Source organism: Stutzerimonas stutzeri SDM-LAC (assembly GCF_000235745.1).
Taxonomy (GTDB): domain Bacteria; phylum Pseudomonadota; class Gammaproteobacteria; order Pseudomonadales; family Pseudomonadaceae; genus Stutzerimonas; species Stutzerimonas stutzeri_H.
Map to the genome: position 1 here is coordinate 57,487 of NZ_AGSX01000046.1, position 20,780 is coordinate 78,266.

At 62.0% G+C, this 20,780-nt stretch carries 20 protein-coding genes; 13 read left to right on the forward strand and 7 right to left on the reverse strand.

Translation table 11 applies throughout. The features are described from left to right. The first annotated feature begins 24 nt into the window (after positions 1-24). The 11 genes from PSTU_RS0105440 (at position 25) to lipB (ending at position 10,155) form a co-directional block, all read left to right on the forward strand. On the forward strand, positions 25-1,290 hold the full coding sequence (locus PSTU_RS0105440) for a glutamate-5-semialdehyde dehydrogenase (protein ID WP_029404625.1): 1,266 nt from the start codon (positions 25-27) through the stop codon (positions 1,288-1,290). Next, positions 1,290-1,949 (forward strand): nicotinate-nucleotide adenylyltransferase, encoded by a 660-nt coding sequence (gene nadD / locus PSTU_RS0105445; RefSeq protein WP_019340031.1) that lies wholly within the window; start codon positions 1,290-1,292, stop codon positions 1,947-1,949. The genes PSTU_RS0105440 and nadD overlap by 1 nt, the downstream gene beginning before the upstream one ends. 14 nt (positions 1,950-1,963) lie before the next feature. Further along, a complete protein-coding gene (gene rsfS / locus PSTU_RS0105450) occupies positions 1,964-2,323 on the forward strand; it encodes a ribosome silencing factor (RefSeq protein WP_019340032.1) in 360 nt (119 codons plus the stop codon). Positions 2,324-2,330: 7 nt separating this feature from the next. Continuing rightward, on the forward strand, positions 2,331-2,798 hold the full coding sequence (gene rlmH / locus PSTU_RS0105455) for a 23S rRNA (pseudouridine(1915)-N(3))-methyltransferase RlmH (protein ID WP_019340033.1): 468 nt from the start codon (positions 2,331-2,333) through the stop codon (positions 2,796-2,798). Positions 2,799-2,814: 16 nt separating this feature from the next. Next, positions 2,815-4,704 carry a penicillin-binding protein 2 gene (gene mrdA / locus PSTU_RS0105460; protein WP_019340034.1) on the forward strand — a complete coding sequence of 630 codons (1,890 nt, stop codon included), beginning with the start codon at positions 2,815-2,817 and terminating at the stop codon, positions 4,702-4,704. Next, positions 4,701-5,846 (forward strand): rod shape-determining protein RodA, encoded by a 1,146-nt coding sequence (gene rodA, locus PSTU_RS0105465; protein WP_019340035.1) that lies wholly within the window; start codon positions 4,701-4,703, stop codon positions 5,844-5,846. Before mrdA ends, rodA begins: the two co-directional genes overlap by 4 nt. Positions 5,847-5,992: 146 nt before the next feature. After that, positions 5,993-6,877 (forward strand): lytic murein transglycosylase B, encoded by an 885-nt coding sequence (gene mltB, locus PSTU_RS0105470; RefSeq protein WP_237709833.1) that lies wholly within the window; start codon positions 5,993-5,995, stop codon positions 6,875-6,877. After that, entirely contained in the window at positions 6,874-7,857 is a 984-nt protein-coding gene (locus tag PSTU_RS0105475; protein ID WP_019340037.1) for a septal ring lytic transglycosylase RlpA family protein, read from the forward strand. Before mltB ends, PSTU_RS0105475 begins: the two co-directional genes overlap by 4 nt. A 74-nt stretch (positions 7,858-7,931) precedes the next feature. Next, positions 7,932-9,089 carry a D-alanyl-D-alanine carboxypeptidase family protein gene (locus PSTU_RS0105480; RefSeq protein WP_019340038.1) on the forward strand — a complete coding sequence of 386 codons (1,158 nt, stop codon included), beginning with the start codon at positions 7,932-7,934 and terminating at the stop codon, positions 9,087-9,089. Positions 9,090-9,151: 62 nt separating this feature from the next. Then, positions 9,152-9,436: a DUF493 domain-containing protein gene (locus PSTU_RS0105485; protein ID WP_019340039.1), complete on the forward strand. Its 285-nt coding sequence runs from the start codon at positions 9,152-9,154 to the stop codon at positions 9,434-9,436. An 83-nt stretch (positions 9,437-9,519) separates the two neighbouring features. Next, entirely contained in the window at positions 9,520-10,155 is a 636-nt protein-coding gene (lipB, locus tag PSTU_RS0105490; protein WP_019340040.1) for a lipoyl(octanoyl) transferase LipB, read from the forward strand. A gap of 86 nt (positions 10,156-10,241) precedes the next feature. Here the strand turns inward: lipB and lipA are convergent, their stop codons facing one another. From lipA to leuS, 6 genes are all read right to left on the reverse strand, one after another. Then, positions 10,242-11,294 carry a lipoyl synthase gene (lipA, locus tag PSTU_RS0105495; protein WP_019340041.1) on the reverse strand — a complete coding sequence of 351 codons (1,053 nt, stop codon included), beginning with the start codon at positions 11,292-11,294 and terminating at the stop codon, positions 10,242-10,244. Positions 11,295-11,635: 341 nt separating this feature from the next. Then, positions 11,636-12,934, reverse strand: a complete 1,299-nt coding sequence (locus tag PSTU_RS0105500) for a lytic murein transglycosylase (protein ID WP_019340042.1) — start codon at positions 12,932-12,934, stop codon at positions 11,636-11,638. 60 nt (positions 12,935-12,994) lie between these two features. Next, complete coding sequence (gene arfA, locus PSTU_RS20480) at positions 12,995-13,153, reverse strand: alternative ribosome rescue factor ArfA (RefSeq protein WP_019340043.1); 159 nt, start codon at positions 13,151-13,153, stop codon at positions 12,995-12,997. Between the two features lie 149 nt (positions 13,154-13,302). Next, entirely contained in the window at positions 13,303-14,331 is a 1,029-nt protein-coding gene (gene holA, locus PSTU_RS0105510; RefSeq protein WP_019340044.1) for a DNA polymerase III subunit delta, read from the reverse strand. Positions 14,332-14,371: 40 nt separating this feature from the next. Further along, complete coding sequence (lptE, locus tag PSTU_RS0105515) at positions 14,372-14,974, reverse strand: LPS assembly lipoprotein LptE (RefSeq protein WP_019340045.1); 603 nt, start codon at positions 14,972-14,974, stop codon at positions 14,372-14,374. Positions 14,975-15,018: 44 nt separating this feature from the next. Next, entirely contained in the window at positions 15,019-17,625 is a 2,607-nt protein-coding gene (gene leuS / locus PSTU_RS0105520; protein ID WP_019340046.1) for a leucine--tRNA ligase, read from the reverse strand. 257 nt (positions 17,626-17,882) lie between these two features. Here leuS and PSTU_RS0105525 point away from each other — a divergent pair, with 257 nt between their 5' ends. Continuing rightward, positions 17,883-18,335 carry a hypothetical protein gene (locus PSTU_RS0105525; RefSeq protein ID WP_019340047.1) on the forward strand — a complete coding sequence of 151 codons (453 nt, stop codon included), beginning with the start codon at positions 17,883-17,885 and terminating at the stop codon, positions 18,333-18,335. Between the two features lie 69 nt (positions 18,336-18,404). Beyond that, positions 18,405-19,175: a YdcF family protein gene (locus tag PSTU_RS0105530; protein ID WP_019340048.1), complete on the forward strand. Its 771-nt coding sequence runs from the start codon at positions 18,405-18,407 to the stop codon at positions 19,173-19,175. A 36-nt stretch (positions 19,176-19,211) separates the two neighbouring features. On the opposite strand, the gene lnt is transcribed toward PSTU_RS0105530, so the two are convergent. Then, positions 19,212-20,723 (reverse strand): apolipoprotein N-acyltransferase, encoded by a 1,512-nt coding sequence (gene lnt / locus PSTU_RS0105535; RefSeq protein ID WP_019340049.1) that lies wholly within the window; start codon positions 20,721-20,723, stop codon positions 19,212-19,214. Positions 20,724-20,780: the final 57 nt, after the last annotated feature.

Sequence of the window (20,780 nt, forward strand, 5' to 3'; positions counted from 1 at the left end):
CCCTTCAGTCAGGCCAGCCAGACCATGACCGAGTCCGTACTCGATTACATGACCCGCCTCGGTCGCGCCGCGCGCGAGGCGTCGCGCGTGCTTGCGCGTGCCACCACAGCGCAGAAGAACCGAGCCTTGCAGGCCGCAGCCGCCGCGCTCGATGCGGCGCGCGAGGAACTGGTCCGTGCCAATCGTAAGGACCTCGAGGCCGGGCGCGCCAATAGTCTCGACGAGGCGATGCTTGATCGTCTGGCACTGACGCCGGCACGCATCGACGACATGATCGAGGGGCTGCGCCAGGTCGCAACCCTGCCTGACCCCATTGGCGAAATCCGCGACATGCGCTATCTGCCTTCCGGCATTCAGGTCGGCAAGATGCGTGTGCCGCTGGGCGTGGTTGGCATCATTTACGAGTCACGGCCCAACGTGACCATCGATGCGGCCAGCCTGTGTCTCAAGTCGGGCAACGCCACGATATTGCGTGGTGGCTCGGAAGCGATCCATTCGAACCAGGCGATTGCTCGCTGCATTCAGTTGGGGCTGGCCGAGGCCGAGCTGCCCGCTGCCGCAGTGCAAGTTGTCGAGACCACCGACCGTGCCGCTGTTGGCGCATTGATCACCATGCCGGAATACGTGGATGTGATCGTCCCGCGCGGTGGCAAGGGGTTGATCGAGCGCATCAGTCGCGATGCCAAGGTGCCGGTGATCAAACACCTGGATGGCATCTGCCACGTGTTCATCGATCAGGCTGCCGATCTCGACAAGGCCGTTCGCATCGCCGACAACGCCAAGACCCAGCGCTACGCGCCCTGCAACACCATGGAGACGTTGCTGGTTCAGGCATCCGTTGCGGCACGTGTGCTGCCACCGCTGGCGGCGATCTATGGCGAAAAGGGCGTTGAACTGCGTGGTTGCCCTCGGACCTGTGAACTGCTGGGTAGCCAGGTGTTGGCTGCCAGCGAAGAGGACTGGTCCACCGAATACAACGCACCGATCCTGTCGATCTGCATCGTCGATTCGCTGGATGAAGCCATCCAGCACATCAACCGCTACGGCTCGCAGCATACCGACGCGATTGTCACGGAAAACTTCACCGATGCGCGGCGCTTCATCACTGAGGTCGATTCGGCGTCGGTGATGGTCAATGCCTCCACTCGTTTTGCCGACGGCTTCGAGTACGGTCTGGGGGCTGAGATCGGTATTTCCACCGATAAGCTGCACGCCCGTGGTCCGGTCGGTCTGGAAGGCCTGACCAGTGAGAAGTACGTGGTATTCGGCGACGGCCACGTGCGTACTTGATGAGGGCAACTGGCACCCCTCGGCGCATCGGCCTTCTCGGCGGCACCTTTGACCCGGTGCATATCGGGCATCTGCGTGGCGCGCTGGAAGTGTCCGAGATAGTCGGGCTCGACGAGGTCCGCCTGGTGCCCAACTACCGGCCGCCGCACCGCGAAACGCCATACAGCTCCGCGCAGGATCGCTTGACCATGGTTCGGCTGGCTGTGCAGGACCTGGCTCCGCTGTCGGTCGATGCGCGCGAGCTGGAGCGTGACAAGCCGTCTTACACGCTCGACACGCTGGTGTCTCTGCGTGCCGAGCTGGGTCATGACGATCAGGTCTTTCTCATCGTCGGCTGGGACGCTTTTTGCGGACTTCCCAGTTGGCATCGCTGGGATGAGCTGCTCGACCATTGCCATATCCTGGTCATGCAGCGACCGGATGCCGACAGTCAGGCGCCGGAAACGCTGCGCGACCTGCTGGCGGCACGCAGCGTCAACGATCCGCTGAGCCTCGCCGGCAGCGGTGGGCAAATTGCTTTCGTCTGGCAAGCCCCGCTAGGGGTATCGGCAACACGTATCCGTCAATTTCTGGCCAGCGGCCGATCTGTACGCTTTCTCGTACCGGACGCTGTACTGGCTTATATCAACGCGCACGGACTGTACCGGGCGTCGAACTGAGGTTGTTTCACACTATGCAAAATGATTCTTTGGCCCATCTGGCCGTTAGCGCCCTGGAAGATCTGAAAGGCACCGACATCACCACCATCGATGTTCGTGGCAAAACCAGCGTTACCGACTTCATGGTGATCGCCAGCGGCACCTCCAGCCGTCACGTAAAATCTCTGGCCGAGAACGTGCTTGAAAAGGTCAAGGAGCAGGGCGTGCGCCCTCTGGGTAGCGAAGGGCTGGACGGCGGTGAGTGGGCGCTGCTCGACCTGGGCGATGTGGTGGTGCACGTGATGCAGGTGCCTACTCGGCAGTTCTACGATCTCGAGCGCCTCTGGCAAGGTGCCGAGCAGAGTCGCGCGCAGCACGCGGGCGAACAGGAATAATCGATCCGTGCGGATCAAGCTGATTGCGGTGGGCTCGAAGATGCCGCGCTGGGTGGAGGACGGTTGGCATGAATATGCCAAGCGCCTGCCGTCCGAGCTGCCCTTGGAGCTGCATGAAATATCTCTCAACACTCGCGGCAAGAATGCCGACGTGGCGCGATTGATTCGTCAGGAAGGCGAGGCCATGCTGGCGAAGGTTCAGCCTGGCGAGCGCATCGTCACGCTGGAAGTGACGGGGCGCCCCTGGAGCACCGAGCAGCTGGCTGGTGAGCTGGAGCGTTGGCGGCTCGATGCGCGCAACGTCAATCTGATGGTGGGCGGGCCGGAAGGGCTGGCGCCCGAGGTCTGCGCACGCAGCGAGCAGCGCTGGTCGCTGTCACCGCTCACCTTGCCGCATCCGCTGGTTCGTATTCTGATCGGCGAACAGATCTATCGCGCCTGGACGTTGCTGTCGGGTCACCCTTACCACAAGTAGTACAGCCAAACCGAAGATGTCCCAGCCGATTCCCCTCAAGGACCACGAAAAAGACGCCCGTCTGGTGCGCCAGCGCGTGCTTGTGGGCGGAGCAATGGTGCTGCTGCTGGTCGGCGTGTTGATAGCGCGTCTGTATTACTTGCAGGTCGTGCAGTACCAGCACCATTCCACGCTTTCGGAAAACAACCGGGTCCATGTTCAGCCCATTCCGCCTAACCGGGGGCTGATCTTCGATCGGACCGGCAAGATCATTGCGGATAACCGTCCCAGCTTCAGCCTGACGGTGACTCGTGAGCGCGCCGAAGATTGGCGCAAGACGCTGGATACCGTGGTCGAGGTGCTGGAGCTGTCCAGCGAAGAGCGCGAACTGTTCGAGAAGCGCGTGCTGCAGGGGCGGCGTCCGTTCGAGCCGGTGCCGATCATGTATGAGTTGTCCGAGGAACAGATCGCACGCATTGCGGTGGATCAGTTCCGTCTGCCGGGCGTCGAAGTCGCGGCACAGCTGGTTCGGCACTATCCGCAGGGCGAGCATTTCGCGCATTCAGTCGGTTATGTCGGGCGGATCAACGAGGCTGAGGTCAAGCAGCTCGATCCGGTCAATTACAGCGGTACCCACCATATCGGCAAGACCGGCATCGAGCGCTTCTACGAGGACTCGTTGCACGGCCAGGTCGGTTACGAGGAAGTGGAGACGAACGCTCGCGGAAGGGTGCTGCGGGTGCTCAAACGTACCGATCCGATCCCGGGAAAGGACATCACCCTGACCCTCGATCTGGGACTCCAGCAGGCGGCCGAGGCTGCGCTGGCAGGACGTCGCGGGGCCATCGTGGCGTTGCAGCCGTCCACCGGCGAGGTTTTGGCGATGGTCAGTCAGCCGAGCTTCGACCCCAACCTGTTCGTTACCGGGATCAGCTTCAAGGCTTATGGCGAGCTGCGAGACTCGATCGACCAGCCGTTGTTCAACCGCGTGCTGCGCGGATTGTACCCACCCGGGTCGACGATCAAGCCGATGATGGCAGTCGCAGGTCTCGACGCTGGGGTCGTCACCGAGGACAGCAAGGTGTTCGATCCGGGCTTCTTCCAACTGCCCAACGTGAAACACAAGTACCGGAACTGGAATCGCGGCGGCGACGGCTGGGTGGATCTGGAAACGGCGATCATGCGATCCAATGACACCTACTTTTACGACCTCGCGCACAAGATGGGCATCGACCGCATGCATGACTACATGAGCCGCTTTGGCCTTGGCCAGCGTGTTGCGTTGGACATGTTCGAGGAAACGGCCGGTCTGATGCCCTCGCGCGACTGGAAGCGGGCGCGTTATCGGCAGGCCTGGTATCCCGGCGAGACCGTCATTCTCGGCATCGGCCAGGGTTACATGCAGGCGACGCCGTTGCAGCTGGCCCAGGCGACCGCGCTGATGGCGACTCGCGGCAAATGGATCAGGCCGCACCTGGCGAAAAGCATCGAAGGACAGAAGCCTGTCGATCCGGAGCCGATGCCTGACATTCAGCTTCGCGATCCAAGCTACTGGGAGGCTTCGATCAACGGAATGGTGAAGGTGCTGCATGGCGCCCGCGGCACGGCAAAGAAAGTTGGCGACAGTGCCGCCTACCGCATCGCCGGCAAGAGCGGTACGGCGCAAGTAGTGGCCATCAAGCAGGGCGAGAAGTACGACAGCGACAAGCTCGCCGAACGCCACCGCGACCACGCCTTGTTCATCGCCTTCGCCCCGGTGCACGACCCGCAGATTGCGGTGGCGGTCATGGTCGAGAATGGTGAGTCCGGCTCTGGCGTCGCGGCACCTGTGGCCAAGCAGGTGATGGATGCCTGGTTGCTGAACGAGGCGGGCGAGCTGAAAGCCGAATTCGCGCCGGTCGTGACTGCTCAGGAGCCCAAGCCATGAGCGGAACATTCGATCGCACGCTTTCAACCGCCGATGTGATGCGTCGTCGGGCGACGCTGTTACAGCGCATGCATATCGATGGAGTGCTGCTCCTGCTTCTGCTGATGCTCGCAGCCGGTAGCCTGTTCGTCCTCTATTCGGCTGGCGGCAAGAATATCGACCTGTTGATCAAGCAGGCGACTTCCTATGGCTTCGGCCTGGGCGCCATGCTGGTGATCGCTCAGTTGGAGCCAAGATTCATGGCGCGCTGGGTTCCGGCGGGTTATCTGGCGGTCGTCGCACTGCTGGTCGCGGTGGAGTTCGTCGGATACACCGCAATGGGCGCGACCCGCTGGATCAATATCCCCGGGGTGATTCGCTTCCAGCCGTCCGAGCTCATGAAGATCATCATGCCGATGACCATTGCCTGGTACCTGTCCGCACGCGCGTTGCCGCCGGGAATCAAGCACACCATGGTCAGCCTGGGGCTGATCATCACGCCCTTCGTGCTGATCCTCAAGCAACCGGATCTGGGCACTTCGTTGCTGGTGTTGGTTTCCGGTGCCTTCGTGCTGTTCATCGCCGGGCTGCGCTGGCGCTGGGTCCTGAGCGCGATAGCAGCGCTGGTACCGATCGCCGTCGGCATGTGGTATTTCGTGCTGCACAACTACCAGAAACAGCGCGTGCATACCTTCCTCGATCCGGAAAGCGATCCGCTGGGAACCGGCTGGAACATCATTCAGTCGAAGGCGGCGATTGGTTCGGGCGGAGTCTTTGGCAAGGGCTGGCTGCAGGGTACTCAGTCGCATCTGGATTTTTTGCCGGAAAGCCATACGGACTTTATCATTGCCGTTCTGGCTGAAGAGTTCGGTCTGGTGGGGGTCTGCCTGCTGCTGCTGCTGTACCTGCTGCTGATCGCGCGTGGGCTGGTCATCACCGTTCAGGCGCAAACGCTGTTTGGCAAGTTGCTGGCTGGTGCGCTGACGATGACCTTCTTCGTCTATGTATTCATCAACATCGGCATGGTGAGCGGTCTGTTGCCGGTGGTAGGGGTGCCGTTGCCCTTCATCAGTTTTGGTGGCACTTCATTGGTAACCCTGCTATCAGGGTTCGGGGTTTTGATGTCGATCCACACCCATCGCAAGTGGATCGCACAGGTTTGATTAGAGTGAATTTCTTGGATCGATTACGGCGTGGCTGGTTGACACGGGTGCTCTGTGGAGCGGGTCTTTTCGCGGCGTTCGGAAATGCTTCGGCGGTTTTTGCGGCTGATTATGAGGGCGAAAAAGTCGCCGATTTCGTACGCGAAATGACTCAGGATTACGGCTTCGCCGGTGAGCAGGTGGCCGAAGTGCTGGCCCAGGCAGAGCGCAAGCAGGTCATCCTCGATGCCATCTCCCGCCCGGCAGAGCGCGTCAAGGCATGGAAAGAATATCGGCCGATCTTCATGACCGATTCGCGGATTGCTCAGGGCGTGGATTTCTGGCGCGAGAATGACGCGGCGCTGGCGCGCGCCGAACAGGAGTTCGGTGTGCCGGCCCAGGTCATCGTCGCCATCATCGGCGTCGAAACGTTCTACGGCCGCAACACGGGCAACTACCGGGTCATAGATGCGCTGTCGACTTTGGGCTTCGATTATCCGCCGCGCCAGCCATTCTTCCGCCAGCAGCTCAAGGAATTTCTGTTGTTGGCCCGTGAAGAGCAGGTCGACCCGCTGACGCTGACCGGTTCATACGCCGGTGCCATGGGGCTGCCGCAATTCATGCCGAGCAGCTTTCGCGCCTATGCCGTGGACTTCGATGCCGATGGTCGTATCGACATCTGGAAAAATCCTGTCGACGCCATCGGCAGCGCCGCCAACTATTTCAAACAGCACGGTTGGACCGCCGGTGCGCCAGTGGTGGCGCGGGCTACGGTCAGCGGTGAGCAGCATGGCGACGGCCTGACCGAGGGCCTCGAACCGGTGAAGAATGCTGCCCAATTGCGCGCGCTGGGTTGGCAGTGGCCGACCGAAATGAAGGTGGCCGAAGATACGGCGGTCACCGCCTTTCGTCTGGAAGGCGCTGAGGGCGATGAGTATTGGGTCGGCTTGCCCAACTTCTATGTAATCACCCGTTATAACCGCAGCGTCATGTACGCGATGGCGGTCCATCAGCTCTCCGAGCAGCTGGTCCAGGCGCGGGGTGCACAATGACCTCCCGTTTGCTGGCGGTAACGGCTTTCGCTGTGCTGGTTGTCGGGTGCTCGTCGGCCCCGACACCGTCGCCGGCCCCCACGAAAAGTGCAGGCATCAGCGGTCCGGATGACTACTCGCGACCGCACAAGGACGGCGCGCCTTGGTGGGATGTCGACGTGTCCAGCATCCCCGATGCGACACCCAGGCCGCACAACGGTCCGTTCAAGGCCAATCCCTATACCGTGCTGGGCAAGACCTATTACCCAATTGGTGACGGACGCAACTATCGGGCGACCGGAACAGCATCCTGGTATGGCACCAAGTTTCACGGTCAGCCGACTGCCAACGGTGAAAAGTACGACCTGTACGGCATGAGTGCAGCGCATAAGACGCTGCCGCTGCCCAGCTATGTGCGGGTAACCAACCTCGACAACGGCAAGACTGTGGTACTGCGCGTCAACGATCGCGGTCCCTTCTACTCGGATCGAATCATCGATCTGTCCTTTGCGGCAGCGAAGAAACTGGGCTACGCCGAAACCGGAACCGCGCGGGTCAAGGTCGAAGGTATCGACCCTGAACAATGGTGGGCCGAGCGTGGCAGGCCGGCGCCGATGGTACTGGCCGAGCCGCAGAAGGTTGCGAAGCCGGCGGTTGCTACGCTGGCACAACCTGTCGAGCAGTACACGCCGCCTCCAGCGCAACATGCCGGTGCTACCGTGCCGCTTGAGGTTGCCAGTGCCGACACGAGTGACGCATCTGCGGCTGGGGTCTATCTGCAGGTCGGCGCGTTCGCCAACCCCGATGCCGCTCAGTTGCTGCGTGACAAGCTCAGTAGCATGACTGGCGCGCCGGTATTCGTGAGTTCGGTTGTCCACCAGGAGCAGATCCTGCATCGGGTGCGTCTGGGGCCAATCGATTCCCCTGATGAAGCCGCGCAGCTCGAACAGAGCGTCCGTCTTGCCAATCTGGGGAACCCGCGGCGAGTAAGCGGTGATTAAAAGCCGTACTTCGCTGATCGATAACCAGGCAGACCTGTACCGTTTTTTTGCCACACCACCTTTCTGAGAGCGCAATGACTATCACCACCTTCGTGCACCGGCTGTTCCTTCTCACTGTGCTGGCCGTAGCGCCCACCGCCTGGGCCGAGCCGATCATTCCATCACCGCCACAGTTGGCGGCCAAGTCCTACGTCCTCATGGACGCGGCCAGCGGCAAGATCCTGGTCGAGAATGCCGGTGATGAACGCCTGCCGCCTGCCAGCCTGACCAAGTTGATGACCGCTTACATCGCCACACTGGAAATCAAGAAGGGCCAGATCTCCGAAAGCGACATGGTGACCGTCAGCGAAAAAGCCTGGCGCACCGGTGGCTCGCGGATGTTCATCCAGGTCAACACGCAGGTTTCGGTGGACGATCTGCTGCACGGCATCATCATCCAGTCCGGCAACGACGCCAGCGTTGCCATGGCTGAGCATATTGCCGGCAGCGAAGAGGCGTTCGCCGACCTCATGAACAGCACAGCGCAGCGATTGGGCATGACCAATACGCACTTCATGAATGCCACGGGCCTGCCGCATCCGGATCACTATTCTTCCGCCGCGGACATGGCCAAGCTGGCGCGCGCGATCATTCATGAGGACCCTGCACACTACGGCATCTATGCGCAGAAGGAGTTCTTCTGGAACAACATCAAGCAGCCCAACCGCAACCTTCTGCTATGGCGCGACAAGACCGTCGACGGCCTGAAGACCGGTCACACCGAAGAGGCCGGCTACTGCCTGGTGGCTTCCGCTGTTCGTGATGACATGCGTCTGATCAGCGCCGTTTTTGGCACCAACAGCGAGCAGGCGCGCGCCGCCGAGACGCAGAAATTGCTGACCTATGGCTTCCGCTTCTTCGAGACCCGGACCTTCTATCAGAAAGGTGTCGAGCTGGCGACGTCCCGTGTCTGGAAGGGCCAGCAGGACCAGGTGAGTGCCGGGCTCGCACGCGACCTGACCATGACCCTGCCGCGTGGGCAGATGGACAAGCTGCAGGCCGGCCTGACGTTTAACCCCGAACTCACGGCGCCCATCCAGCAGGGTGACGTGATCGGTAAAGTTGAGGTCAACCTCGATGGTCAGGTGTTGCAGAGCACCGATCTGATTGCCCTGCAGGCCGTGGAAGAAGGTGGGCTGTTCAGCCGTCTGTGGGATAGCATTCAGCTGTTCTTCTTCAATCTCTTCAACTGAACCGCGGAAGTGCGCCCTGGCTACCGGTCGGGCGCGCACTCTCGGATCATGAGTCCGCTGCCATGACTGACACCAAAAGCGAAACACAGCCCCCCAAAATTGAATTTCCCTGCGAACGTTACCCGATCAAGGTCATCGGCGATGCGGGCGAGGGCTTCAGCGACACGGTGGTGGAGGTGATCCGGCGGCATGCTCCGGACTTCGATGAAACCACCCTGGTGAGTCGAGACAGCCGCAATGGGCGTTTCCTGTCCGTGCAGGTATTGATCACCGCTACCAGTGTCGATCAGCTGCAGGCGATCCACGTCGATCTACGCGCTACCGGGCGCGTGCACATGGTCTTGTGATGAATGAGCAACCTGCGGGTCCGTGCCTGGTGCCCAGCCCCGCTGAGGCGGATTCTCCGGCGAGGAGTGGCCCGCTGCTGGCGGTGCGCGAGCTCGGGCTGGTGGAGTATTCGATCGCCTGGCAAGCCATGCAGCGTTTCACCAACGAACGGGTGGCTGACACCGTAGACGAGATTTGGCTGCTGCAGCATCCGCGGGTGTTTACCCAGGGGCAGGCCGGCAAGCCAGAACACCTGCTGTTGCCAGGCGACATTCCCGTGGTTCAGGCCGATCGGGGCGGGCAGGTGACCTATCATGGCCCGGGGCAACTGGTGTGTTACCTGATGCTGGACGTCAGGCGTTTGGGTATCGGCGTGCGGGATTTGGTCAGCCGGATCGAATCCAGCCTGATCGACCTGCTTGCCAGCTACGGCGTGCAGGCGTTGGCGAAGCCCGATGCGCCCGGCGTGTACGTCGAGGGTGCGAAGATCGCCTCTCTGGGCCTGCGCATCCGTAACGGTCGCTCATTCCACGGTCTGGCGCTGAATGTGGACATGGATCTGGAGCCCTTCGGCCGGATCAATCCATGCGGCTATGCGGGTATGAGTATGACCCAGTTGGCCGATGTGGTCGCTGAGCCGATTGCCTTTGCCGATGTGAGTGCCCGCCTGCGCGAACAGTTGGTCAAACACCTTGGCTACGCGCAGCAGGCCCTGACAGGCGTGGGAATGCTCAGCTGAGCCGTGCCTGCTTAACCAATGTGAGGGTGTATGGCGGATTACAAACGCCTGCCCGGCGAGAAAAAGGCAGGCGGTCTTCGGCGCGATCAGTTCAGATTGAGGGTCGGTATCAGGCTGCTGTCGAACGGCTGGCCAGGCACCGGTACAGGAGCAGCCAAGCCCAGGTTGTTCTTCTCGAATACCCGGTCGGCTCGGTAGCTGGAGCGCACCAGTGGCCCGGCGGCGACTTCCATGAAGCCTTTTTCGAGGCCGATATCGCGGAGGCGGTTGAATTCTTCCGGGCTGACCCAGCGCTTGACCGGCAGATGGTTGCGGGTTGGCTGCAGGTACTGGCCGAGGGTGAGGATGTCTACACCGATGGCGCGAAGGTCATCCATGGTCTCCAGCACTTCCTCGTCGCTTTCGCCCAGGCCCAGCATCAGACTGGTCTTGGTCAGCATTTCCGGACGATGACGCTTGGCGTGCTCCAGCACGCGCAGGGTCTTCTCATAGCCGGCGCGGGGGTCGCGCACTTCGTGGGTCAGGCGCTTGACCGTCTCGACGTTCTGCGCGAAGACTTCCAGGCCGGAGTCCGCTACGCGTTCGATGGCTTGCAGGTCGCCGTCGAAGTCCGGCGTAAGTGCCTCCACTACCACCTGCGGGGTGCGTTTCTTAATGGCACGTACACAAGCGGCATAGTGCGCGGCACCGCCGTCGTCCAAGTCGTCGCGGTCCACCGAGGTCAGCACGATATAGCGCAGCGCCATCAGCTCTACCGACTTGGCGGTGTTCTGTGGCTCCTCCTGATCCAGCCAGCCGTTGGGATTGCCGGTATCCACCGCGCAGAAGCGGCACGCGCGGGTGCACACCGAGCCCATCAGCATGATGGTGGCAGTACCGTTGGACCAGCATTCGCCCATGTTCGGGCAGTGGGATTCCTCGCATACGGTGCTCAGACGGTGTTCGCCGACGTTGCGCTTGACTGCTTCGAAGCGGCTGCCGCTGGGCGCCTTGACCCGCAGCCACTTGGGCTTGGGTTCGAGCACCTGGGGTTCGCTAGAGGCGCGGCGCTTCTGCCCGTCCTTGATCGCGGTGATGCCCTGATCGGTGCGGAATTTTTCGCCGCTGGCAACGGCTTTGGGCTGGGAGGTGTCGGACATCGGCTTTCTGGGCTCCGCTAGAGGCTCCGTGGACGAGGCGGCTTGTGGCCGCCGCGCAGTTTATCACAGGCACTGACCGTTCAGTCGCGTCTAGCGAGACGTTGGATGTGCCGAGGCTGCTAGGGAGCGGGTCGATTCACATCTTGGGGTGTGCCCGGCTGTCTAGCGATAAGGTGGGCCTAACGGTGCGCCGCACCAACCTCTGTTCAACGGCCGGCGCGGCAGATCGCTGATCTGCAGAACGGTACCGCAGATGCGGAGCAGCGGTCGCAGTGTGACGTGCGTACGGGAGCGGGAGGGTGGCGCGGGGGAGGTGATGGCCGAAAATTCGGCCATGCTCGCTAGGGTTCTGCGCGCAAGCGTCCCAGCAATTCCTGCGTTGGATGGCCATCGGCGGGCCAGCCCTGCTGTTGCTGGAAACCGCGGATCGCACTGCGAGTATTTGCACCGATGATGCCGTCTGGAGTGCCTGGGTCAAAACCATGGTTCGCCAGGCGCTCCTGCAGTTCCAGTCGTTCGGAGCGACTCAGTGGCTGCTCGCCTTTTGGCCAGCTGGCACGAACCTGGCCGGCACCGTCGAAGCGCTCGGACAGCAGGCCGATCGCCAGTGCATAGGACGATGAATTGTTATAACGCAAGATCGCTCGGAAATTATCCAGCAGCAGGAACGCGGGTCCGCGATAGCCTGCGGGAAGTAGCAGCGTTGCAGTGGTTGCCTCCATGCCGGTGTCGGCCGGCAGCCCGCTCAGCCCAAGCTGGCGCCAGACGGCCAGTGGCTTGCGGATGGCGTTGTCTGCCTGTGAATAGTCGAAGCCCTCAGGCAGCTTTACCTCGAAGCCCCATGGCTGCCCGGCTTTCCAGCCGGATGCCTGCAGGTAGTGCGCGGCCGATGCCAGCGCGTCGGCGGGGCTGCTCCAGATATTCCGGCTGCCATCGCCATCGAAATCCACCGCATGTGTATTGTAGGTGGTCGGGATGAACTGGGTCTGTCCCATGGCGCCGGCCCAGGAGCCACGCAGCTGATCGGCGCCGACATCGCCATGCTGGAGGATTTCCAGTGCAGCCAGCAACTGGCTTTTCGCAAAGCTTGGGCGTCTCCCCTCATGTGCCAATGTGGCGAGCGAGCGGATGACGCCCTTGTCGCCCATGATTTGCCCATAGCTGCTTTCGAGGCCCCAGATGGCCACCAGCGTATTTCGGTCTACGCCATAGCGCGCTTCAATGGCGTCCAGCGTCGCTTGATGTTGCTTCAGCAGGCGCTGGCCGCGCTCGACCCGCTGCTTCGATAACGCGCCGTCCAGATATTGCCAGACCGGACGAGTGAACTCGGGCTGGCTGCGATCAGCGATGATGATGCTCGGATCAGGCGTGACGCCTGCAAAGGCGCGATCAAACACCTGCGCCGAGATCCCGGCTTGAAGGGCTTCGCTGCGAAAGGAGTCACGCCATTCTGCGAAGCTCAGTTGTGGATGCTCAGCTTCGGATGGCAAGCCTTGGGATTCGGCGCTGCTCATTGGCTGGCCAGTAACGGCCGGCGCGCTCTGTGCGACCGGTTCGGCAGCGCAGGCGACCATGATGCTCAACGCTGATCCGGCGATCAGGGTACGCAGCAACAGGACAGGAACGAAGGTGTAAAGCATGCACCACTCTCGGCAGATCATCGGCACGTGACATTATCACGCTTTGAACGGCTTGGCTTTTCAAGCCGCCAGAAGGACCGAAGCCTCCCAGTTGGTGGACTGGGAGGCTTCGCGGCGGTAGCTGCCTTTGCCTTTTTTCGGCTGTTCCTGGCGGCTGCGGAACAGAGGTTGCGCCACCAGGCTTTTGGCCTTATTCGGCCGCTTTCGTTGTTTGTTCATCACGTACCCTCTTGCTTGCTTCTGATCAGACGAGGGCATCATAGGGGCTGTACAAAAAATGTCCAGGGCCTGCCGGAGCTGGCAAGCGTCAGGTGCTAGCGCAACTCGCGAGAATCTGATGACTGATACCTGCACCGCTTTCGCTTGCGCTACAACCTGAGCTGTCGCCCGCACAGCTGAAGGCACAAGTCAGTCAATGCGAGCCAGGGGTCGCCTTCAGCCTGGCCTTTGATCTGTTCATCAATGCTTTGTGCATTCATCAGGAGCCGCTGCCAGCCCGCTGCATCGTGGCGCTGAAGGGCTTTGCTGACCAATGGCTTGCGCTTGTCCCATACCGGCGGGCGGGCCTGGCTGAACGCGCGGTCAAGTGGTACGCCCTGACTGTACTGCTGGGCGATGTTGGCCAACTGGCGCACTTCACGCGCGACGGCCCAGAGGATCACCGGCGCTTCGACCCCTTCGCCGCGCAAACCGGTGAGCATTTGCAGGATGTGCTCCGGCTGCCCCAGCAGCGCGGCATCGATCAGCCCGAAGACATCATAGCGGGCGCTGTCGGCGACGGCAGCCTGCACGGTTTCGGTGGTTACCTGGCCCCCTTCGGCAAGCAGTTTTAGCTTTTCGATTTCCTGCGCGGCGGCCAACAGGTTGCCCTCGACGCGCGCCGCGATGAGTTCTACCGCTGCCTGGTCTGCGGCAAGGCCGGCTTGTGCCAGGCGCTGGCGAATCCACTGCGGCAGCTGCTGCGCATCCACCGGCCAGATTTGCAGGAACTGCACCTGTTTGCCGTCGATTAGCGCCTTGGCCCATTTGGTCTTTTGCGTATTGCCGTCGAGCTTGGGCAGGCTGATCAGCAGAACCGTGTCTTCCGCAGGGCGTGCGAGGTAGTCGATCAGCGCGACGGCACCCTTGTCGCCGGGCTTGCCAGTGGGGATACGCAGCTCCAGCAGGCGCTTTTCAGCGAACAGGGAGAGGCTGGCCCCGGCCTCGATGAGCTGGCCCCAATCGAAACCGGTTTCGACGTTGAGTACCTGGCGTTCGCTGAAGTCCTGCTGACGGCAAGTCGCACGGATGGCATCGCTGGCTTCCTGGCAGAGCAGGTGCTCGTCGCCACTGACCACGTAGATCGGTGCTAACGGGCCTTGCAGGTGCTTGGCAAGCTGGGCGGGAGGTAGCTTCATCGGACGGATCGGGAGCCCGCCTCAGCAGGCTCCCCGGTCTTCATTGCAGAGGCAGTTCGATGGGCGATTGCAGCGGTTGCGCAGACTGCTCGCGCATCTGTGCCTCGATCGCTTCGGCTTCGGCGCGCTTCTTCGCTTCTGCTGTCTGCTGCAGCTGGTTGAGCTGTGCCGGTGTGATGTTGCGTAGGCGCATGCTCAGTTGCTGCAGAAGTTCGCGGCGCATTTCCCGGCGCAGCTGGCTGGCTTCCTGATCCGAACTGATCAGATTGCTGCTGTCATGGACATACACCTTGGATACTTCGACCTGGTCTTCCAGCAGTACTGTGTCCTGTGGCCCACGGATCGCGTAGTCGAGGATCTGGGTCAGTTCATATTCGGCAGTGCGTGCAGCGGTCGTGTAGCTGGCGGTGCGCTGGCTGGATTGCTCGCGGACCAGATCAAGGGTGTAGCGAGCGCCGGGATAAACCCTGACGCCGCTGTCCTTGAGCAGTTCTTCGAGCTGTTGCACGGTTTCGCCGTAGCTGTTGCGGGCTTGCAGGTTGATTTCCTCGAGCGCGAAGCTGGTATCGCCTGTTCCGCGAAGCTGAAAGCCACAGGCGCTCAACAGCAGGGTCAGGCCTACCACCAGATTGCGTTTGATCATCTTGTTATCCCCTTGCCAGCCTTGGCGCACTGCGCCAAGGCGAATCAGTTAGCGACGATATTGACCAGCTTGCCCGGTACCACGATAACCTTGCGGATCGTCAGGCCTTCGGTAAAGCGCACCACGTTTTCGTTGGCGCGAGCGGTGGCTTCGACCTCTTCACGGGTGGCGCTCGCTGGCACTTCGATTTGTCCGCGTAGCTTGCCGTTGACCTGTACAACCAGTGTCAGGCTGTCCTGAACCAGAGCAGCTTCGTCAACCGTCGGCCACTGCGCATCGATGATCGAGCTGCTGTGGCCCAGCTGCTGCCAAAGCTCATGGCAGATGTGCGGTGTGATCGGCGCCAGCAGCAGGGCGACGGTTTCCAGGCCTTCCTGCAGCAGCGCGCGGTCCTGCTCGGTTGCGGTGGCGGCTTTTTCCAGCACGTTCATCAGCGTCATCACCTGGGCAATGGCGGTGTTGAACTTGTGGTTCTGACCGACGTCCTGGCTGGCCTGCTTGATGGCGAGATGAATGGCGCGGCGTACGGCTTTGTGCTCATCGCTCAAGCTGGCAATGTCCAGCTGAGCGACGTTGCCAGCGCTGACATGAGCGTGCGCCAGGCGCCAGACACGGCGCAGGAAGCGATTGGCGCCTTCGATGCCGGAGTCGGACCACTCGCAGCTCATGTCGGGTGGCGAGGCGAACATCATGAACAGGCGGCAGGTGTCGGCGCCATAGCTGTCGATCATGGCTTGCGGGTCGACGCCGTTGTTCTTGGATTTGGACATCTTCTCGGTGCCGCCGATCTCTACCGGCAGGCCGTCGCTGGCGAGCTTGGCACCAATCACCTTGGCTTTGGCATCGCGCTCGACGATGACGTCGGCCGGGTTGAACCAGTCCTTGCCGCCATTTTCCAGCGTGCGGTAGTAGGTCTCCGCGATGACCATGCCCTGAGTCAGCAGGTTCTTGAACGGTTCGTTGGAGCTGACCAGGCCTTCGTCGCGCATCAGCTTGTGGAAAAACCGCGCATACAGCAGGTGCAGAATCGCGTGTTCGATGCCGCCAATGTATTGATCAACCGGCAGCCAGTGGTTGGCCGCGGCTGGATCGACCATGCCCTGGTCGTAGTGCGGCGAGGCATAGCGAGCGAAATACCAGGATGACTCGACAAAGGTGTCCATGGTGTCGGTTTCGCGCTTGGCTGCGGCACCGCACTTCGGGCAGCTGCAATCGTAGAATTCCGGCATACGCGCCAGCGGCGAGCCGGCGCCATCCGGAACGACGTCTTCTGGCAGAACCACCGGCAACTGATCTTCCGGCACCGGCACGTCGCCACAGGCATCGCAGTGAATGATCGGGATCGGGCAACCCCAGTAACGCTGGCGGCTGATGCCCCAGTCACGCAGGCGGAACTGGGTGCGCGCCTGGCCAAGGCCTTTGCGCTGCAGGGCGACTTCCATGGCATCGAAGGCGCCGTCGAAATCCAGGCCGTCGAACTCACCGGAGTTGATCAGCTCGCCGTGTTCGCCGTAGGCGTCATTCCAGGGTGCGGGCGTGTCTTCACCGGCACTGGTGCGCACCACCGGTTTGATCGGTAGGCCGTACTTGGTGGCAAAGGCAAAGTCGCGTTCGTCATGAGCCGGCACGGCCATCACGGCGCCTTCGCCATAATTCATCAGCACGTAGTTGGCGACCCATACCGGCAGTAGCTCGCCAGTGAGCGGGTGCTGTACCTTCAGCGCGGTAGCCAGGCCTTTCTTTTCCTGGGTGGCGATGTCGGCTTCGGCCACGCCGCCACGCTTGCATTCGTCGATGAAGGCCTGCAGTTCGGGATCGTTCTGGGCCGCCAGGGTGGCCAGAGGATGTTCAGCGGCTACGGCGACATAAGTAGCGCCCATGAGCGTGTCGGGGCGGGTGGTGAAAACCTTCATCACGCCTTCGCTGCCGATGCTGGCGACGTCGTAGGGGAAGCTGATTTCCATGCCGCGCGACTTGCCGATCCAGTTGCGCTGCATGGTCTTGACCTGTTCCGGCCAGCCATCCAGCTCGTCCAGGCTCTCCAGCAGCTCATCCGCGTACGCGGTGATCTTGAAGTAGTACATCGGGATTTCGCGCTTTTCGATCAGCGCGCCGGAGCGCCAACCACGGCCATCGATGACCTGCTCGTTGGCCAGCACGGTCTGGTCGACCGGGTCCCAGTTGACGGTGCCGTTCTTGCGGTAGATCACGCCCTTTTCGTACAGGCGGGTGAACAGCCACTGTTCCCAACGGTAATAGTCTGGCTTGCAGGTGGTGACTTCACGCGTCCAGTCGACTGCCAGACCCAGGCTTTTCAGCTGGCTGCGCATGTAGTCGATGTTCTCGTAGGTCCACTTGGCCGGCGCGACCTGGTTCTTCATTGCGGCGTTTTCCGCCGGCATGCCGAACGCGTCCCAGCCCATGGGCTGCAGAACATTCTTGCCCTGCATGCGCTGATAACGGGCGATCACGTCACCGATGGTGTAATTGCGCACGTGGCCCATGTGCAGCTTGCCGCTGGGGTAGGGGAACATCGACAGGCAATAGAAGGTGTCCTTGCCTGGCTGTTCGCTTACTTCAAAGGATTTCTGCGCGTCCCAGTGGGACTGCGCGGCGGCTTCGATTTCGCGGGGCTGATACTGTTCGTGCATGGCTACTGGCGTTGGAGAGGGGGCTGGCTGTTCGCATGGCGGCTCGGGCTGCCGTATCGACGGCGCTAGGCCTGACACAAACGGCGGCGCAACGGGTTGGATGCGAACGCATGGAAGCGCCGTAGCATACATGACCCTTCGCAGCCGAGGGAAACCCGATTTGCCTGCGGTGACTTGGCTCCGTTTGTCGCGCGCGACGTGGATGTTCGAGTCTGAACTACGCTTGTTCAGGGGGCGGGACGAACGCGAGGTGAATCATGGGTAGAGAGCGTCAGACGGATGAGGGCAACCTGTATGGACGTGTGCTGCAGCGGCTGACACTGGCTCTGGAAGAAGCCGAGCGAAGAACGGGTGATGATACTGGCGCTACGGCTGAACTGGAGGTCGGCGGTTTGACGCCTGCCGAGTTCGACCTGATCCGCGCCTACCTGCAGCAGGATTCGCAATGGCTGTCCGGTTGGCACGCGGCTGCTGAAGAGCAGGCGCAGCTGGATCGCCAGGCGGCGCGACCCGCGTTGCGCAGCGTGCTGCGGCATCATTCCGGCAAACGCTGCAAGCAGAGCTCGCCTGCGCTGCAGCAATCGATGGTCTGCGCGCTCTGTGGCACCAGCGTGCATTGGCCAGACGGCGCCGGCGCAGTCGCGTGCTCGGCGTGTGGCTCGCAGCTGCTACGTGCCCGGCAACGGTTGCATACCTACCCAAAGCACTGACGGCGCCCGTGTCGCCGATAAGCGGGCTCGGCAGGTAAAGTGGCAGCGGTTGAATGACCGGAGCCGCACATGCCCATACGCTATTTCTTCAAGCAACTGCTCCTGCCACCCGGTGGACTGTTGTTGCTATTGCTCGTTGCCTGGTGGCTGCGGCGTCGCTCGCCACGGCTGGCCGCGCTCTGTTTCATGCTGGGGTTCGGCGGGTTGTGGCTGATGAGCCTGCCAGTGACCGTAGAGTGGGCAGCAAGAGCGCTCGAAAGTGAAAGGGCGCTGGCGCGTTCGCAGTGGAGCAGCCTTGAAGATCGTGCCCAGGCGATTGTCGTGCTGGGTGCGGGTCGGGAGCAGGCTGATCCCGCCTGGGGTTCAGATCAGCCCAGCCACATTGCTCTCGAGCGGCTGCGTTACGCCTCGCGACTGGCGAAGGCGTCGGGTTTGCCGATCTTGGCGAGTGGTGGGCTGCACTATGGCGAGCCGCCGAGCGAAGCGCAGCTGGCTGCCGAAACGCTGGAGCTTGATTTCGACACGCAGACCCGATGGCTCGAAGAACGCAGCCGGACCACCTGGGAGAATGCGCGCTACAGCGCGGAAATGCTTAAAGCCGAGGGTGTCCAGCGTGTCGTGCTGGTGACATCCGCCTCGCATATGCCACGGTCACGCTGGTGTTTCGAAGAGGTGGGGCTGGAGGTGATCGCCGCTCCGGTCGGCTTCGTCGGCGTTCCCAACGGACGTCCCTTCGGCGGTTGGCTACCCGAGGCCAAGGCCATCTGGCAGAACGGCATGTTGCTCAACGAAGCGGTTGGGATGCTGCTCTACCCGCTGCTTTATGGCGGAGAGTCTTAACAGGGATGGGGTGGTCGTCGGCGGGCGCGATAAGCATCAGTCACGCCGACGGCGCACCAGCCCCCAGCCGAGCAACAGCACACAGACGACGGTCAATGGCCAGGAGCGCCATTGCAGATAGGGCGTCAACCCCTGCATGGGCGTGACTTCGCCGTACAGCACGCCTTCCTGGAACGCCGGAATCTGCTCGACGATGCGGCCGTGCGGGTCGATCAGCACCGTGACGCCGTTGTTGGTGGCGCGAATCATCCAGCGGCCGGCCTCCAATGCTCGCATCTGTGCCATCTGCAGATGCTGCAGCGGGCCGATCGAATGGCCGAACCAGGCGTCGTTGCTGACGGTGAGGAGAATGTCGCTCTTCGCGGCGAGGCCGGCGGCAAACTCCGGATAGACGACTTCATAGCAAATGAAAGGGGCGATCTGAAAGCCCTTCGCCTGCAGCAGTTGCTGCTCCGGCGTACCGCGGGCGAAATCAGACATGGGGAGATCGAAAAAGGCGATGAGGCCACGCAAGACGTCTTGCAGCGGCACGTATTCACCGAACGGCACCAGTTTCTGCTTCAGATAAGTGCCCTGTGCGTCGCCCGCCGTGGTCAGCCCGTTGTAGTAACGCAGCTCGCCCTCGGCGTTGGGCTGGCGTATCGGAACGCCGGTGATCAGGGCTGACTGCCGGTCCTGGGCGAAGCGGCTCATCATCGTCAGGTAGCCTTCGGCGTGCTCCTTGAGAATCGGCACTGCCGTCTCGGGCCAGACGATGAGGTCAGCAGGTTGGCTGCGGAAAGTCATGTCGCGGTAGCGCAGGAGCTGCATTTCCAGCTTTTTCGGGTCCCACTTGATGCTTTGGGCAACGTTTCCCTGCATCGCAGCAACCGTGATCGGCTGGTCTTTCGCGGTGGTCCAGGCGTGCTTGCCAAGGCCCAGTGCGCCGCCCCATAAGGCGATCAGCAGAATCAATGCGCCGGCCAGCGACACTTTCTGGCGCAAAAGCTGGGGCAGCTCGACTAGCAGTGTTGCGGTCAATGCAAGCGCAAAGGTCAGCAGCCAGATGCCGCCGAGCGGAGCGAGCCCGGCCAGCGGCCCTTCCAGTTGGCTGTAGCCGGCGTAAAGCCAGGGGAACCCCGTCAGTACCCAGCCGCGCAGCGCGTCCAGAGCGAGCCAAAGTGCGGCGAACAGCAGCGTGTTGAGCAGCGGGGCTGCCGTTTGACGCAGCCAGCGAGCCCAGACCCAGCCCAGCAGCATGAAAAACAGCGCCAATCCAGCCACGAAACCCAGGGTCAATGCGCCGGCCAGAACTGGCGGTGCCGAGCCAAAGTCGTGAATGCTGACGTAAACCCAGCTGACGCCCGAGGCGAACAGGCCGAAGCCGTAGCACCAGCCGCGACCAGCCGCCTGTCTCGGCGTCAGCTCGCGCAGCCCCAGGTAAACGACACCCATCGACACCAGGGCCAGCGGCCAGATATCGAACGGGGACAGCGACAGCGTTGTCAGGGCGCCCGCGGCGAGTGCCAGCAGGTTGCCGAGCCAGCCGGGGCGGGTGATCCAATGCATCGGAATCCTTAGAAGCTCAAAAGACGATAAAGGCGCTAGAGGCTGGACGAGAATGCG